We start from the raw sequence: 18,351 nt of genomic DNA, 5'->3' as shown, positions 1-18,351 counted from the left end.
TCATTTTAACTATACTAACTTATATTATAACTAATTTGTACCAGCTTGAAAACCACTAATTTTTTCTATAATATCCTTTAGCTCTGTTAACATCTTGTATTGGTCCATTGTAAGTACTTTATAAATAAAATATGGCTGAGCTGTGGCATTAAAAGTTACTTTCCTATTATATTTGTGGAGTACATTTCCGATACCCTCTGGTTTTAGCATACTACCGTCCTTAAATTGAATACGAATATCCTTATCTTTTTGGGTAATAGCTAAAACTTTTAAGGATTTCGCCATAGCTTTAATATATGAAATTAGGAGAAGATTACGTATGCTTAAAGGTATATCTCCAAAACGATCTTCAATTTCCTCTTCTATTTTATACATATCTTCTATATTTCGTATGGATGCAATTTTTTTGTATATTTCTATTTTGTGACTTTGGTTATTAATATATTTTTCTGAAATATATGCGTTTACGTTAAGCTCTATAGTAGTGTCTTCGAACTTTTCGGAATATTCTCCCCTTAATTCTCCCACCGTTTCCTCTAGAAGCTTAACATACAAGTCATATCCTATTGCAGCCATATGCCCATGCTGTTCTCCACCAAGAAGATTACCTGCACCACGTATTTCAAGATCTCGCATAGCTATTTTAAATCCTGATCCAAATTCAGTAAATTCTTTAATAGCTTTAAGTCGTTTTTCTGCTACTTCAGAAAGTACTTTGTCTTTTTCATACATCAAATAAGCATACCCCTGTCTATAGGATCTACCTACCCTTCCCCGTAGCTGATATAGCTGAGAAAGCCCTAACTTGTCTGCATCGTGAATTATTATTGTATTAACATTGGAAATATCGAGTCCCGTTTCTATAATGGTTGTACTTACCAATATATCGTATTCTCCATTCATATAATCTAGCATTATTTTTTCTAATTCCCTCTCTGACATTTGCCCATGTCCTACAGCAATTCTACTTTGAGGTACTAACTGTGCCAGTCTATTGGCTACTTGGTGGATATTTTGTACTCTATTATATACGTAATATACCTGGCCACCTCTAGATAGCTCTCTTGTAATTGCATCTACAACCATAGCCTCACTATATGAAAGTACATAAGTTTGGACAGGAAATCGCTCCTCTGGTGGCTCTTCAATAACACTCATATCTCGTATACCAATCATAGACATATGCAAGGTTCTAGGTATTGGTGTAGCAGTTAATGTTAACACGTCTATAGATTTTTTTAACTGTTTTAAAGCTTCCTTATGCTTTACACCAAAACGCTGCTCTTCGTCCACTATAAGAAGTCCTAAATCCTTAAATTGTACATCCCTAGATAATAGTCTATGGGTTCCAATAAGAATATCTACGTTTCCAGTTCTCACATCCTCTAAAATTTGTTTTTGTGCTGAAGGAGCCTTAAATCGACTAAGCATTTCCACATTTACAGGGAAGCCTGAAAATCTTTGTTTAAATGTATTATAATGCTGCTGTGCCAAAATAGTTGTAGGTACTAAAAATGCTACCTGCTTACTATCTGCTACGGCCTTAAAGGCAGCACGAATAGCTACTTCCGTCTTACCGTAACCCACATCTCCACATAGTAGACGATCCATAGCTCTCTCTCGTTCCATATCTAATTTTACTTCATCGATACATCTTAGCTGATCTGGAGTTTCTTCGTAGGGAAAGAGGTCTTCAAATTGTTTTTGCCATTCTGTATCCTTGCTAAATGCATACCCCTTTGTCTTTTCTCTCTCTGCATAGAGCTTCAACAAATCCCCTGCCATATCTTCTATAGCCTTTTTAACTTTTGTCTTTGTTTTAGCCCATTCTGTACCACCTAGCTTATTTAGTTTTGGTGGTGCATCATCGCTTCCAATATATTTTTGAATAAGATCCATTTGATCTGTAGGTACATATAGAAATCCTTCACCTGAATAACGAATTTTTAAATAGTCCTTTTTTACTCCCTCTACTTTAAGCTCTTCTATTCCAATATACTTTCCAATACCATGACCTTCATGCACTACATAGTCTCCTACATTTAAGTCTATAAATGATTTAATTGGAGAAGCATCTTTTCTCTTGGTTGTTTTTCTCTGCTGTTTATGGACTCCATAAATTTCATAATCTGTTATAAGTACATACTTATTTTTTACATACTCGAAGCCCCTACGCAAATTACCCTGTAAAATGATCACCTGGCCTGTAACTAGATCTTCTCTAGGGGTTACAACAAACTCTGCATTTATTCCCCTATCTTTTAAAAGTTCTAGTAGTCTAAGTGCCCTCTCTTTTGTACCAGGGACCAATGCTATTTTATAGCCTTTATACTGTAGTCGTTGTATCTCATTTACTAGGAAGTCAATTTTACCATGGAAGGATTGCATAGGCCTTGTATCGAAATTAATAATTTCCTTAGGTGGAAAATCTATAATGGCCTTAGGTAATAAACTTAATGCAACCAATTTGTATTTCTGCAACTCACCTATTATCTCATTATAGGAAAGTAGAAGCTTACCTTGGCTTGGAAGCACTTCTCCTCTTTCCATAAGGACTTTGAAACTTTCACGAAATTCTTCTATATGCCCCTCAGCTTTTTCTCTTAAACGACTTGGTTCATCTAGTAGAAAAACTGCTTCTTCTGGAAAATAGTTTAAAAGAGAAGTTGATTTTTCATATATATAGGGTAAAAACTTCTCTATCCCTTTGAAATTACCTAGTTCTTTTAATTTTTCTATTGTTTCGTCAATCTTTTCTTTTAGTATTTTCTTAGCTTCTTTATCTAGCTTTTTGTTAATTATTTTATAATCTTCATGCAATTTAGCAATTACTTCTTCCGAGTTAAAAGCTTCTATAGTTGTTTCCTTTGCCGCATAGACTTTTACGGAATCCACCTTATCCATAGATCTTTGGGTATCTACTTGAAATTTGCGAATAGAATCTATTTCATCACCAAATAACTCGATTCTTAAAGGTGCTTCCGCAGAACCTGGGAAAATATCTATAATATCTCCTCTAATACTAAACTGTCCTCTTTCTTCTACTATATCCATTCTTTCATAACCCTGAAGAACAAATATTTCTATTACCTTTGCTAAGTCAACAGTTTCTCCTACATTAAAGATTATTTGATTTTTAGTATAGGAATTGGGAGGCGGTAGTCTTAAAAGAAATGTATCTATAGAGGTAACTACAATACAGTCTTCACCCTCTATAATCCTTTCTATTGCCCTCATTCTCTCTTCTTGTATTCCCTCGCTTGTAGCCTCCATATTATAGAACATTACATCTCTTGCAGGGAAAAATAAGGCCCTGTCCCCTACATAAAATTTTAAATCTTCGTAGATTTGTCTAGCTTCTATTTCGTTATATGTTACTATACAAACTTGTCCCCTTAATTCATCAAGGATTCCATATGCAATGTGTGCTTTTTGTGTTTCATTAAGGCCATATAGTGCAATAGGCTTTTTTGCATCTTTAATATTTTTTAAAAGCTGCATGTAATCCATGGAATTCTTCATCGGTGCAAGTAATAGTCCTTTATTCATGCCCATCACCACCTGTATACTTCATGTTATAAAACACCTATAGCCTAGGTCACTAACCCTAGGCTTAATACTTAATATTTATACATATTTTGTTATATACCAGTTCCAAGTACTATGGATTAGCCAAGAGAGAAATATTCCCCAGTAAATAGAGTAGCCTACTTTTATGGTTAGGTAAGTAACCAATCCAAAGATGCTATGGCTTATTATGCTAGCCAATGCCGCCCACTTGCCTATACTCTTAGATGAATTTACTATGTCGTATATTCCTTCAATAAGTCCAAATATAAAATGTGTACCTATTGTACTAGTACCTATAATAATAGAACTAGCTGTTTTTAAAGCTTCCTCTATAAATGGTACTACCACTACAATGGCTATGTCTCCTAACCCTCTCAATACCCATTTATTACATATATAAGAAAAAAGTGCTGCAATCATTCCTGCAAATATAACCATGGACAAACTCCTTTTAAATATTTTTAAATATAGCTTTTGTCCTTTAGTCTTTGCTTATACCTACTCTATCCATTGTATCTGTTCATTGCTAGTGAAATTCCATCTGTAACTATCATTTCAGATGCTAGTGCAGCTCTTTCTATAGTTTCAATCATTGTTGGGATTTCTTCCTTTGGAAATCTGCCTAAAACATAATCTGCTAAATCTCCAAATTGTGGTTTTCCAACACCTATTCTCACCCTAGGAAACTGGTCTGTCTGCAATTGATAAATAATAGATTTCATTCCATTATGACTTCCTGAGCTTCCTTTTTCTCGAATTCTAAGTGAGCCTACTGCCACATCTATATCATCGTAAATTACTATAAGGTTTTTTGGATCGATTTTATAAAACTGTACTATATCTAAAAGGCTTTGTCCACTTAAATTCATAAATGTTTGTGGCTTTACTAGCATTACTTTTTTGCCACCGATGTTTCCTTCCCCACATAGGGCTTTGTGTTTTAATCTTTTTACCTCTATATTATTTCTTTTTGCCAACAAATCTATGGCTTCGAAGCCTACATTATGTCTTGTGGCATCGTATTTTTTGCCCGGGTTTCCTAGTCCAACTATTATATGCATTTTTTCACCTCTTACATTATAAAATACAGGTTCCTATATTTTGAATATTAATATTAAAATTATAGACAGCCTAGGGCTGTCTATAACTAAAATTAATCAAATAATTTGCTTACAGAAATGTTTTTGTAAATTCTTTGAATTGCTTCTCCAAATACTGGTGCAACAGATTTAATTTTAATTTTGTCGATTTTCTTTTCATCTGGTAGAGGAATAGTATCTGTAATAATAAGCTCTTTAATTACAGAGTTTTGAATTCTTTCTATGGCTGGTCCTGATAATACAGGATGAGTACAGCAAGCGTATACTTCCTTAGCTCCAAACTCCTTTAGAGCATTTGCTCCCTGTGTGATTGTACCAGCAGTATCAATCATATCATCAATTAAAATTACATTTTTACCTTCTATATCTCCAATAATGTTCATTACTTCTGCTACGTTTGCCTGTGGTCTCCTTTTATCGATAATAGCTATCGGTGCATCTAAGAGGTTTGCAAAGTTTCTAGCTCTTGTTACACTACCTAAATCTGGTGAAACAACAACAAGATCTTTAATTTCTTTTTCTTGGAAGTACTTCGCTAATATTGGTACACCTAAAAGATGGTCTACAGGAATGTCGAAGTATCCTTGGATTTGAGCAGCATGTAAATCCATAGTTAAAATCCTATCTGCTCCTGCTGATGTTAGTATATCCGCTACTAGCTTTGCAGTAATTGGATCTCTAGCCTTCGCCTTACGGTCTTGTCTTGCATAACCATAATAAGGAAGCACAGCCGTTACTCTTCCTGCAGACGCTCTTTTAAACGCATCTATTAAAATTAATAACTCCATTAAGTTATCATTTACTGGTGGATTTGTTGGTTGAACTACAAAAACATCTGTACCTCTTACTGTCTCCTCTATGTTTACAGAAATTTCTCCGTCACTAAAGGTTGATACTGTTGCCTTTCCTAGAGGTAAACCTATTGAATCTGCAATTTTCTGTGCTAATTCTGGATTAGCATTACCAGTAAAGATTTTAACTTCACTTCCACTCATATTCATCTCAAACTTTCCTCCTTAGTTATATACAGGCTTAGCTTATTTTTTAAGTAATCCTTTTCTCTCAACCCAGCCTTCTTTGTTTTCTTGACGTCCTCTTGCTACTGCTAAGGATCCTTTTGGCACTTCTTTAGTAATAGTAGAGCCACATGCCACATAGCCATTTTCTCTCACAATTACTGGCGCAACTAGATTTGCATTGCTACCTACAAAGGCATTGTCTTCTACTATGGATCTATGCTTATTTTTGCCATCATAATTAACAAAAACAACACCACATCCAATATTAACATTTTTACCTACATCTGCATCTCCAATATACGCTAAATGAGATGCCTTAGAATCATCCCCAATAGTTGCATTTTTCACTTCTACAAAGTCTCCAATTTTTACATGTTTGCCTATATTACTGTTTGGTCTTAAATAAGCATAGGGACCTATAGTTGTATAATCATCTATCTTGCTCTCAATAATTGTGGAACTTTGTACTTCTACCCCACTACCAATAGTTGTATTTTCTATACGACTATTTTGTCCAATAATACAATCTTCTCCTATTACAGTGTTCCCTGTTATTGCTACCCCAGGATATATAATGGTATCCGCTCCTATAATAACTGTTTTTTCTATATAGGTGTGCTCTGGGTTAATGATAGTTACACCATTAATCATATGCTTTTTAGCTATTCTCTTTCTCATTATAGCTTCTACTTCTGCCAATTGCTCTCGAGAGTTAATTGCCATAATGTCCTCGCATTTATCAGTCTTATAGACTCCCACCTTAAAGCCCATATCACGAATAATTGATAATACATCTGTTAAATAGTACTCTTTTTGAGCATTATCATTTTTAAGCTGTGGAAGAGCTTCTTTTAATAACTTCCCATCGAAGCAATAAATACCTGAGTTAATCTCCATTATGGACTTTTCTTCTTCTGTAGTATCTTTTTCCTCCACTATCTTCTCTAATTGTCCCTCTACATCACGAATGATTCTTCCATAGCCTTTAGGGTTTGGTAAATCTGTTGTAAGTACTGTAGCTTTGTAGTCACCCTCTCTATGGTAGTCCATAAGAGAATTTAGAGTATCCTCTGTAATTAAAGGCCCATCTCCGTACAACACTAAAATGGTTCCTTCTTCGATATGATTGTATGCCATCATAACAGCATGACCTGTTCCTAGTTGTTCTTCTTGAAGAACAGTTTTTACTTCTGGTGAAAGACTTTCTTTTACTTTATCGGCTCCATGACCTATAACGGCGATACATTCTTCTGCATTAGAGTTACCTGCCACATCTATTACATGTCCAAGCATAGTCTGTCCGCAAACTTTGTGAAGTACCTTTGGTAATTTGGACTTCATCCTTGTACCTGCTCCTGCTGCTAAAATAATCGCTTTTAGCTTCATATTTATTTTCACCTCGATATCTATTGAATAAAAACAATTTATATATATTATATCCTTCTATACCCTTTAATAGTTTATTACATTTTCAATAAATAATGAACCCCTTTTTTGTCTTTTCCTGTTTTTTGTTGTATATAGGATTTTTATATAACAAAAAAGGAGGCTTATTTGCCTCCCTGCACTTATAGTATTATTGGTTGTCTGTTTCTTCTGAATCACTCATTTTTTCATATTCGGAAAAAATAGCGTCTTGAATTCTATTTCTAGTAATTGAATTTATTGGGTGGGCTATATCTCTAAAATCTCCCTCTCCCATTTTTCGACTAGGCATTGCAATAAATAATCCGTTTTGCCCTTCAATGATTTTAATATCATGAACAACAAATTCATCATCAAAGGTTACTGATACTATAGCCTTCATTTTCCCTTCTGCTGTTACTTTACGTATTCTCACATCTGTAACTTGCATATATCCTTCACCCCTTTATGTTTTTGTCAACTTCAACAATCGTACATTTTCCCACTTTTAATATACGGGTTAAAAACTTGACTTATCTAACTTCCTAAATCTATTCTCCATATTTTTTCATTTTCCTTCTTTATATCGGAAATTTTCAGAATTTTTTTTGACTTAATCTGTTTTTCTAGAATTATTATATTAAATTAAGAAGATTTTCATTCGGATAAATATTTATTTGTTCATCTTCTTCCTTTACTTCTTCTAAAATAAGCAAAGGTATGTAATCGTTAACAATCTTTTTCTCTGGTTCTTTAGTTGCTATTAGTACTCCAGTACCCACAACCTCAGCATCAAATTCCTTCATCATATCAATCATTCCTTTTGCTGTTCCGCCTGCTTTCATAAAATCATCAATAATAATAACCTTAGAACCCGGTTTAATAGCTCGTCTTGAAAGAGACATCCTCTGAATTTTTCCAGAGGAACCAGAAACATAGTTTATACTAACAGTAGATCCTTCTGTTACCTTATTTTCACGTCGCAAAATAATCAGTGGTAAGTTCATTGCTTTAGCTACCATAAGGGCTATAGGTATTCCTTTTGTTTCTACAGTAACTATATAATCTACATCCTTATAATCAAATTGACTAGCAAAAACCTCTCCTACACTATGGATTATATGTGGAGAATAAAGTACATCTATCATATATAAAAATCCCCCAGGTAAAATTCTATCCTTATCTTTTAACCTACTACATATCTCTCCTAAAATCTCTTTATTCTGATGAGCTGTAGTTATAGGAATAAGTTTAACTCCACCAGCAGCACCTGTCATAGTTTCAATCTTTGCTAAATTTGCTTTTTCCATTGCCTGTTTCGTTACTACTATATCTTCACTAATAGTTGATTTTGCTGATTGAAAAAGATCACTAAAATAACTTAATGTAAATATTCTATTGGGATTATCACTTAAAATTTTTACTATAGCTGCGATTCGTTCGTTTCTTTTCAATTTTCCCATTATATTTCCTCCTAGTCCGAATGTTATATACTATTATTCATTTTATTATTTTCATATGGTAAATTCAAGAAAAAAATTCCTTCAATAATTACAGAGTTTATATTTTCTTATTTAAGTTAAAAAATAGTATATAGTATATTGCTAAATTTAGTACATTCATCCTATTTTTTATGTTATTATACTTAATAGAGTTTCATATTTATTATAACAAAGTCTTTAATAAAAATTCTAAATGCTGACTTTGGTCCATAGCTAACAATTCTTATCTCCATCTTTTGAAAGAAGAAGATAAGAATTTTATGGCTCTTAGAATGATAGAATTTAACGTTCAGATGGGATTAAAACTCCATTTGAACTAAGTCCTTATTTACGAAAACATATTTTAAGGAAAATATATATTAATGAGTTTTTTTACTTTCCTATTGCATTATAGGAAGAAATACGTATCTACATACATATACTTACTAATATGAACTAATAGAAAACCACTTATTTGGAAAGAATAACAAATAACCTCATATAAAGGGAGTGACAATTGTGATTGCATTTGATATAAACCAAAAACTAGATCAGCATATACATTTAATTGGAATTGGTGGCATTAGCATGAGTGCTATAGCTGAAGTCCTGCTAAATCACGGATATAGAGTTTCTGGCTCTGATATGAATGATTCTAAAATATTAACTAAGTTAAGAAAGCATGGAGCTCAGATTTTCATTGGGCATAATAAGGACAATATACAAAACCCAGATTTAATAGTATATACAGCTGCGGTAAAGGAAGATAATCCAGAGCGTATAAAAGCAAAGGAATTAGATATTCCTCAGATTGATAGAGCGGAAATGTTAGGCCATATAATGAAAAACTACAATAAGGCTATTGCTGTGGCTGGAAGTCATGGTAAAACTACAACTACATCTCTAATTTCTCTAATTCTAGAATATTCTAACTTGGACCCAACTATACTTGTGGGTGGAGAACTAGATGAAATTGGTGGTAATATTAAAATTGGTGATAGTCAGCATTTTATTACGGAGGCCTGTGAATATGTTGAAAGTTTTTTGAAATTCTTTCCCTTTATTGGTATCATTTTGAATATTGATGAAGATCATTTAGATTATTTTAAAGATATCGACCATATTAAAGAGGCCTTTAGAAAATTTACCAACTTAATTCCTAAAGAAGGCTTTTTAGTCGCTAATGAAGACGATGAAAATGTAAAAGAAATACTCCCTCATGTTGAATGCAACGTAATTACATATGGCATTAACAACAATAGTAATTTTGTAGCTAAGGATATTCTATTTACTAGGGAAGGCTATCCAATATTTAAAGTAGAGTTTGATGGAAAAAACATTGGTACTTTTGAGCTAAATATTCCAGGAAAGCATAACGTATATAATGCTTTGGCTTCAATTGCTACAGCCTATATACTTGGGGTAGAGCCTTCTAATATAGAAGCCCATATTAAAAAGTTTAAGGGAATACATAGACGTTTTGATATTTTAGGAGAAGTTAAAGGATGCAAAATTGTAGATGACTATGCTCATCATCCTGCTGAAATTAGAGCTACCTTAGAAGCGGCACAAAACTATCCACACCGGAAGATATGGTGTGTTTTTCAACCCCATACCTTTAGCCGCACAAAGGCTTTATTAAATGATTTTGCTTGTTCATTTAAAGATGCTGATCATGTAATAATAACTGATATTTATGCTGCAAGGGAAATTGATAATGGTGAAATAAACAGTGAAGTTTTAGTAAATATGATTAAGGAATTTAACCCTAGTGGGGATATTCGTTATATGAAGAATTTTGAAGAAATATCTAAATATATTTATGAAAATATTGAATCTGATGATTTAGTATTAACTATGGGTGCCGGGGATGTATATCGTATAGGAGAAATTATAATTAATTTTGAGAATCATTAATATTTATGTTTAGACATAATATGTGCGGGTAATTTATAAATACATAACCCCACTCCCCCTATCCATCCACCCTAAATGGATAGAAAAAGAGTAGAAAATATTTTCTACTCTTTTTTTCATATTATTTAAGCCATGAGAAAGGTTTATTTGCATTCCATCTATTAATTACTTAATTACTGGTTTCTGTTGTACTTTCTCCAGAATAAATTTGAATTAAAAGATCTTTTAATGCCTTTGAATCATGGAAGAAGTAGGATACTCCTCCTTTATATTCGGCCTCTCCTGGAAGTACATTTATATTTATATTGTCCATTTTAAGCCCTACAGCACTTGTTGCATATTTCATAGCGTCTTGTAGAGGTATATCTGTTTTTACATGCTTAAAAGCAGTAGTTACTGCATTAGGTAGCTTAGGTCCTAATACCTTTTTCATTGCCGATTTCATAAATTCTTGCTGTGCCTGTATTCTTCCTACATCTCCATTTCTATCTAAGGCTCCGCTACCTTGGTTAGGCTTACGGTAACGCAAAAATTCTATACTCTTTTTACCGTTTAATACCTGGTTTCCTGGCTCAAAATAAATGTGAAGAGGTGGGTCATCGTAAGGGTCGTCATATTTCATTACCTTAGGTATATATACTGGTACACCACCTATGGAGTCAACTATAGCTCCTACTCCTTTATAGGTAAGTGTTACATAGTAATCTACCGGCACGTCATGAAGCAAACTACTTATTACGGTTTTTACTCCTTTAGCACCATGGGCACCATAGGCAGCGTTTATTTTTTTCTGATCTGACCTAGGATACCCTTCTCTTACTAAATAAGTATCTCTAGGTATGGAAATTCCATCCAGAGTTTTCTTATCAGGATCAAAGGACATAAACATCATCATATCACTTCTTGGACCTTCTAGTCCTAAAACAATGAAGTTTACCCTTTTACTGTTTTTAGCTAATTTTAAAAGCTCATCCATCTCTCCATTTTCTCCATCTAATTCATCATTTCCATCGTCAGTAACAACTACAGGCAAATCGTCTGACTCGTCTTCCTTCATAAATTTATTAAATGACCAAACAACTCCGCTAAACACCATAACAAAGGAAAGAAATGCAACTATAAATACCTTCCAAAATGTCTTCACATCATTCACTTCCTTATCCTAGTCTTATATCGTATAATAACTGTATTTCATAATTATAAATTCAATATTTTTATATTATAGCAAATTTCGATAAAATAATCCACAAGTAAACTATGAGTTTCCTTCGAAAGCGAAAACCTTAACTTTTTTGTTACATTGTAATAAAAGTCCCTTGAAGTTATCACAGCGACTCATTCTACACTTAACTTTAAAGCTTATGCTCTAGAATTTCAATTTCTCAAAGCATTTCCAAATCCTAGTTGAATGCACAATTTATTACACAATAATATACCCCATGTTCCAAAGAAGAACAATGGGGTATATTTTTCTATCTTTTACTTCCTAATCCTAAAACTCTTATATATTCAGCATAAGGATCTTCTGTTCCTTGAAGTAGACTTTCTTCTTCCTTTAAAAGCATAATATGCTCTATAATATCCTTTGATATCCTCTCACCTGGAGATACTATAGGTATTCCAGGAGGATAGGCCATAATAGACTCCCCACTAATTTCCCCTTCTGCATCTTCAAACTTTATTGCCTTTTTATTGCTATAAAAGGCATCCCTTGGAGAAACTATTACATCTGGATTTTTTAGGAAACTATTAACTACTTTAATTTCTTCATCTCTTTTATATTTTTCTGCTATATCTACTAAGGCTTCTACTAGTGCGTCTAATTGCTCCTTATGGTCCCCTAAGCTAACTATAGCCAATATATTATAATAATCTGCGAGTTCTACTTGTATGTTGTATTCGTCTATTAATATGTCGTAAACTTCAAAGCCAGTTAACCCTATCTTTCGTACATTTACTCCTAGTTTACTTTCGTCAAAAGAATGTACTCCTTGGGTCCCTATAAGTTCTGTACCAAAGGCATATAGTCCTTCAATTTTATTTATTCTACTTCTAGCATCCCTAGTCAAATCTAAAACCTTTTGAAGAAGCTCAGGTCCTTCTACTGCCAACTGTTTTCTTGCTACATCTATACTAGCCATAAGTAAGTAAGAAGCACTAGTTGTTTGCATAAGAGATAGATTTTTCTTAACAATAAAGGGATCTATAATTCCTTCCCTTAATAAAAGAAGGGAACTTTGGGTTAATGATCCTCCTGTTTTATGGGTACTAACAGCACTCATATCTGCACCGGCTTCCATAGCGCTCATAGGAAAATCCTCGTGGAAACTCATATGGGCTCCATGTGCCTCGTCTACTAATACTGCCATAGCATTTCTATGAGCTACTCTTACAATATCTTTTATATTTGATGTAGCCCCGTAATATGTTGGGTTAATTAAAAATACTGCTTTAGCATCTGGATGTCTTCCAATGGTTTCTTCTACACTCTCTACTGTAACACCCATGGCAATGCCAAGATCACTGTTGATTTCAGGTTGTATATATATTGGTATGGCGCCACTTAATATTAATCCTGAAACTGCGGATTTGTGCGCATTTCTAGGTAAAATTATTTTATCTCCTGGTTGGCAGGCACTCATAATCATTGCTTGTACCCCCGAAGTTGTCCCATTTACTAAAAAAAAGGCTTTATCCGATCCATAGGCATAGGCAGCTAGCTCCTCAGCCTCTTTAATTACTCCAATGGGGTTACAAATGTTGTCTAAACATTTCATAGAGTTGACATCTAACTCCATTACTGTACTTCCTACATAATCAGTAAACTCCTTTAAACCCCTTCCATGTTTATGTCCAGGTACATCAAAGGGAATTACATTGTTTTTATGATGTTCTTTTAATGCTGTAAATAGTGGTGTTTTGTTCTGATTTAAATAAGACATATTTGCACCCCTTTCAAGACTTGCTTATAATTTTTTAATTGTATATTTAAACACAATAGATATATTTAATATTATTTTAAGTAAATTTGCAATAGTTTTTTTACAAAAAATATGGGTACCCTAATATATATTAGGGTACCCTATTTTATCTGTATTATCCGATACTTAAAATTACTCACCGAATATTTTAATAAGCTCTGCTACCATTCTTGAAGCATCTACTAAATCTTTAATGTGTAGATGTTCTTCTAATGTGTGGGGTTTTTTCTCTCCAATTCCTAGGTTAATAGCCTTAATTCCATAACCATTTAAAATATTTGTATCACTTCCACCACCTGTAGCTGCTGTATAGCTGTCTATTCCCATTCTGCCAAACACTTCTTGTGCTTTTTTAACTATTTCATCTTCTGGATCTATGTTAAAGGCTGGGTACATTCTTTCTACATCCATTTCTACTTTACCACCAAGATCTTTAGCTGCCTTTTCAAATACTTCTACCATATGTGCAGTTTGTGCATTAAGCTTTGCTTCATTTATACTTCTTGATTCTGCTTTAATAGTAACTTCTGGTGCAACAATATTTGTCGCTTGTCCGCCTGAAATAATTCCAATATTAGCTGTTGTTTCTTCATCTATTCTTAGTAGCTTCATATTATCAATTGCTCTTGCAGCAATCATAATAGCACTAACCCCTTCTTCTGGAGCAACCCCTGCATGGGCAGGCTTACCAATAATTTTAGCATTTACTTTGTCTTGAGCAGGACCTGTTACTATAATTTCTCCTGGTGATCCGCCACTATCTAATACGAAACCATACTCAGCATTAATTTTGCTAGTATTAAGGTTTTTAGCACCAAATAGTCCTCCCTCTTCCCAAATACTAAAAACAACTTCAACATCTGAATGCTCTATATTGTTTTCCTTTACAAATTTAATTCCTTCTAGTATAGCTGCAATTCCAGCTTTATCATCTCCACCTAAAATTGTAGTACCATCGCTATATATTACTCCATCTTTTATAATTGGCTTTATACCTTCTCCTGGTGTAACTGTATCCATATGGCAGCTAAATAAAATAGTAGGGCCACTTTTAGTTCCCTTCATTTTTGCAATTACGTTACCTGTTTCTCCTCCTACTTTTTCGCCTGCATCATCTACAGTAACATCCAATCCAAGTTCTTCTAGTTTTTTAACAAGTACCTTAGCAACTGCTCCTTCTTTGCCAGAATGGCTATCGATTTGAACTAGCTCTAAAAATTCATTTACTACACGATCTTGATTAATCATAATATGTATCCTCCTTAATGTTGTTTTACACAATATTTCCACTTTACATTATATTATATCCTTTATTTTATCATACTATCATTTCAAGTTAAATGCATGTTATATTTAAAGTTTCCTCTTATCTAAATAAAAATCCCTTTCTTCAGCTAAAGAAGAAAGGGATTTAGTTTTAAATATTAATAGAATAGACCTGCTCCTGGTCCTAATGGCAATTTTAATAGGAACCATACTGCAAAGAATAGTGCCCAGCTTAATAAGAACATCATTGAGAATGGTAGCATTGTAGAAATAAGTGTACCAATTCCTGTATCTTCATCATAGCTTTGAGCAAATGCAATAACTATAGCAAAGTAGGACATAAGTGGTGAAATAATATTTGTTGTAGAATCACCAATTCTATATGCAACTTGGGTAAGTTCTGGTGAATATCCTAATTGCATAAACATTGGAACAAATATTGGTGCCATAATAGCCCATTTTGCTGAAGCGCTTCCAATAAATAAGTTAATAAATGCTGTTACTAAAATAAATCCAAGCATTAGTGGTATACCTGTAAGTCCTACTGCTTCTAGGAATGTTGCTCCTTTAACAGCTAGGATAGTACCTAGGTTTGACCATGTGAAATATGTTACGAATTGTGCAGATACAAAAGCAAGAACGATATATGATCCCATAGAAGCCATTGATTTAGCTGCAAAGTTTGCAATATCTTTATCTCCTTTAATAGTTCCAGCTCCAATACCATATGCTACCCCTGGAATTAAGAACATTAAAGCAATAATTGGAACGATTCCACCCATAAATGCTGAACCAGAAAGAATTGATCCTGTTTCTGGGTTTCTTAAAACACCATTTGCCGGTGCTACTAAAGCTGCAATAACTGCTATAAAAGCAATTAATCCAATTAATGCAAATTTTAATCCTCTAGATTCTTCTGCACTTACTTTATCAACATCAATAGCCTTTGATGATTTTCCTTTATATTCGCCAAGTCTTGGCTCAACAATTTTTTCTGTAACTAATGTACCTACTATAGTAATAAGAACAGTTGATGCAGCTAAGAAGTACCAGTTAGCAGTAATATCAACCACGTAGCTAGGGTTTATCATTTGTGCTGCCGGTTGAGTTAATCCTGATAATAAAGCATCAGTTGAACCAAAAATTAAGTTAGCGCTAAATCCACCAGATACCCCTGCAAATGCTGCTGCAAGACCTGCTAATGGATGACGTCCAAAGCTTGCAAATATTACTGCACCTAATGGTACTAGTACAACGTATCCAGCATCTGATGCAACGTTAGACATAATACCTGCAAATACAACTACAGCTGTAATTAATCTTGCTGGAGTACTTAAAACTAATTTTCTAAGAGTTGCACCTATAAGTCCACTACCCTCTGCAACTCCTACCCCAAGCATTGCAACTAGTACTGTTCCCAGCGGGGCAAAGCTTGTAAAGTTAGTTACAGCATTTGAAAAGATTTTTCTTATTCCGTCAGGTGTTAGTAAGCTTACTGCATGTACGGTTTCCTTAGTAAGCTCTCCATCTACAAACTTTTCAAAGTTTACATGAACTCCTGCCTTTGCAGCTAGTGCTGAAACAATAACAACAACTACAGCAAAAATAGCAAACAGAGTAACTGGATGAGGTAGTTTATTACCTACAATTTCGACACCATCTAAAAACTTATTAAATAGTCCTTTTTTCTTTTTTTCTTGTTTAACCATTTTAACTCCTCCTTTTCTTAAATTATAATTGCTACACTATAAGTCCAAAATATACACCCTGAAGTCAAGGGTAAAAAAATGCATAATTGAGTATACCATATTATTAGAACAAAATCTATAATTGTTTGCAAGTTGGAATAACTTGTTTTATTTGTAATATTTAAAATACCGGTGTTTTCATATTATTTTAAATCTATTAAGCAATATTTTGATATTAAGTATTATATAATCACATGGCATAAAGCCTTTTAAAGACAAATATATTATTATTAGGGAAGGACTATGTTTATAAGGGGTGAAACAATGCGTTTTTTAGTATTCAAAAAAAGACATGTTTATATTTGTGCGGCAGTAATCGCTCTATTAATTATTAGTGGAATTGTATTATGGATAAAATAGACAAAAATAAAACCCCGAGATGGGGTTTTATAATTTTTAATTTTCAATTACCTTTCCATTTTTAGGATCGATGAGTAATATCCAATAGCCGTGAGAATTAATATCCTGTGGCCCAGGATCACAGGGGTGCCAATAAGTAAAACCAGTAACTCCTTCATAGGGTTGTTCTGAAGATAGTCTTCTACCAGGTATACCATAAGCATAATATTTAGCTAGACCGTTTTCTTCATATAGGATACCAAATATATGATGTTGATGAAAATAGATGGTTTGCAACATTTTAGAAGCATAATAATTAATAGGTCCCCTCACACTATCTACATATAAAATAAATGGCATATATGATCTATATATTGTTTGATGGTTATAAGGAATTTGCCACCAAATGTAGTCTTCCAAATTGTTAACAAATGGATTAACCTTTGGGAAATCCTTTAGTGCATTTTCAATATAGCCTTGCATTTGAACTCCGTAAGATTCCTCGCTATTTATTTCATCTTCCAGTAGAGTATTACCCTCTTGTTCAACAAATATATTGTTTTGTTCTACCACTTCTTCTTCAATTTCTTTTAAAATTTCCCTTTCAATCTGTTCTTCAGCAAACATATTGTTTTGTTCTACCATTTTTTCTTCAATTTCTTTTGAACTTTCTCTTTCAATCTCTTCTTCAACAAATATATTGTTTTCTTCTACCATTTTTTCTTCAATTTCTTTTGAGCTTTCTCTTTCAATCTCTTCTTCAACAAGCATATTGTTCTGCTCTACTACTTTTTCTTCAATTTCTTTTGAGTTTTCTCTTTCAATCTCTTCTTTAATAGGCTGACTTTTATTTTCAATCTCTTCTTTAATCGATTGGGTTTCTTCGATTTGATCTTCTATATTTTCGTCTATTATTTCTTTTATGTCATCTTTAATAGGTATATATTCTTTATCAGTTTCAATATGTTCATGGAGTTTTTCAGGAATAGATGGTTTTTCTTGAGGTTTAGGAGATGCTACTTTTGGGTCTATTTCTTTTTCTTTTATTGATGGGATATATAAGTGTTTTTCTAATGCATATCTCCAAGCTGTTGGTTTTTCCTTATCTATATAACCTACTAAGGGTATAAATAAATTCCTTTTATCATCCTTATTTTGTACTGCTAATACTAAAACGTTAAAGTTGTCTATCTCTTCCATAGATCCCCTTACATTTTCTGCATTAAACTCCCAAACTACTTCTCCCTTTCCTTTCTCATCTACTTCCATAGGACCCACTTCTACTATAGCAGGTTCTCCTTCTTTCTTTGTATTAATTAAATACCATCGATATCTGTCGCCGTTATTACCGGTCTTTAAGTTTTGACAATAAATAGCTAAAGTACCTTGATCATTTTTAACTTCTATCTTCCCATAACCCTTTGGTCCTTCATTTTTAACAGTACCAAAGCTCTTATCTTCTACCTCTAGCATAACGAAATATCGTCTATATCGTCTTTTCACCTTATTTCCCTCCCTCTTCTATA

General features: G+C 33.4%; 13 protein-coding genes. 1 reads left to right on the top strand and 12 read right to left on the bottom strand.

Annotated features, from left to right (window positions below):
* Positions 1-30: 30 nt before the first annotated feature.
* The 7 genes from mfd to purR form a co-directional block, all read right to left on the bottom strand.
* Positions 31-3,549, bottom strand: a complete 3,519-nt coding sequence (gene mfd, locus KQI88_RS08705) for a transcription-repair coupling factor (RefSeq protein ID WP_216416294.1) — start codon at positions 3,547-3,549, stop codon at positions 31-33.
* Positions 3,550-3,627: 78 nt separating this feature from the next.
* Complete coding sequence (locus tag KQI88_RS08700; RefSeq protein WP_216416292.1) at positions 3,628-4,008, bottom strand: hypothetical protein; 381 nt, start codon at positions 4,006-4,008, stop codon at positions 3,628-3,630.
* Between the two features lie 65 nt (positions 4,009-4,073).
* On the bottom strand, positions 4,074-4,631 hold the full coding sequence (pth, locus tag KQI88_RS08695; RefSeq protein WP_216416291.1) for an aminoacyl-tRNA hydrolase: 558 nt from the start codon (positions 4,629-4,631) through the stop codon (positions 4,074-4,076).
* 92 nt (positions 4,632-4,723) lie between these two features.
* Positions 4,724-5,671, bottom strand: a complete 948-nt coding sequence (locus KQI88_RS08690; protein WP_212380893.1) for a ribose-phosphate diphosphokinase — start codon at positions 5,669-5,671, stop codon at positions 4,724-4,726.
* A gap of 36 nt (positions 5,672-5,707) precedes the next feature.
* Entirely contained in the window at positions 5,708-7,075 is a 1,368-nt protein-coding gene (glmU, locus tag KQI88_RS08685) for a bifunctional UDP-N-acetylglucosamine diphosphorylase/glucosamine-1-phosphate N-acetyltransferase GlmU (protein WP_216416289.1), read from the bottom strand.
* Between the two features lie 190 nt (positions 7,076-7,265).
* On the bottom strand, positions 7,266-7,544 hold the full coding sequence (spoVG, locus tag KQI88_RS08680; RefSeq protein WP_212380895.1) for a septation regulator SpoVG: 279 nt from the start codon (positions 7,542-7,544) through the stop codon (positions 7,266-7,268).
* Between the two features lie 184 nt (positions 7,545-7,728).
* Positions 7,729-8,556, bottom strand: coding sequence for a pur operon repressor (gene purR, locus KQI88_RS08675; RefSeq protein ID WP_216416287.1), 828 nt, complete (start codon positions 8,554-8,556; stop codon positions 7,729-7,731).
* Positions 8,557-9,093: 537 nt separating this feature from the next.
* Here purR and murC point away from each other — a divergent pair.
* On the top strand, positions 9,094-10,491 hold the full coding sequence (murC, locus tag KQI88_RS08670) for a UDP-N-acetylmuramate--L-alanine ligase (RefSeq protein WP_216416285.1): 1,398 nt from the start codon (positions 9,094-9,096) through the stop codon (positions 10,489-10,491).
* Between the two features lie 169 nt (positions 10,492-10,660).
* Here murC and KQI88_RS08665 read toward each other — a convergent pair whose 3' ends face one another.
* From KQI88_RS08665 to KQI88_RS08645, 5 genes are all read right to left on the bottom strand, one after another.
* Positions 10,661-11,635 carry an LCP family protein gene (locus tag KQI88_RS08665; RefSeq protein ID WP_216416282.1) on the bottom strand — a complete coding sequence of 325 codons (975 nt, stop codon included), beginning with the start codon at positions 11,633-11,635 and terminating at the stop codon, positions 10,661-10,663.
* A gap of 328 nt (positions 11,636-11,963) precedes the next feature.
* Positions 11,964-13,433, bottom strand: a complete 1,470-nt coding sequence (locus KQI88_RS08660; protein ID WP_216416280.1) for an aminotransferase class I/II-fold pyridoxal phosphate-dependent enzyme — start codon at positions 13,431-13,433, stop codon at positions 11,964-11,966.
* A gap of 171 nt (positions 13,434-13,604) precedes the next feature.
* Positions 13,605-14,720 (bottom strand): M20/M25/M40 family metallo-hydrolase, encoded by a 1,116-nt coding sequence (locus tag KQI88_RS08655; protein ID WP_216416278.1) that lies wholly within the window; start codon positions 14,718-14,720, stop codon positions 13,605-13,607.
* Between the two features lie 176 nt (positions 14,721-14,896).
* Positions 14,897-16,447: an AbgT family transporter gene (locus KQI88_RS08650; RefSeq protein WP_216416276.1), complete on the bottom strand. Its 1,551-nt coding sequence runs from the start codon at positions 16,445-16,447 to the stop codon at positions 14,897-14,899.
* 435 nt (positions 16,448-16,882) lie between these two features.
* Positions 16,883-18,328, bottom strand: coding sequence for a hypothetical protein (locus KQI88_RS08645; protein WP_216416274.1), 1,446 nt, complete (start codon positions 18,326-18,328; stop codon positions 16,883-16,885).
* Positions 18,329-18,351 lie beyond the last annotated feature (23 nt).

Source organism: Alkaliphilus flagellatus (genome assembly GCF_018919215.1).
In the GTDB taxonomy this organism is placed as follows: domain Bacteria; phylum Bacillota; class Clostridia; order Peptostreptococcales; family Natronincolaceae; genus Alkaliphilus_B; species Alkaliphilus_B flagellatus.
Note: the sequence above shows the minus strand (reverse complement) of the source record. Positions and strands in the feature narration are given on the sequence as shown.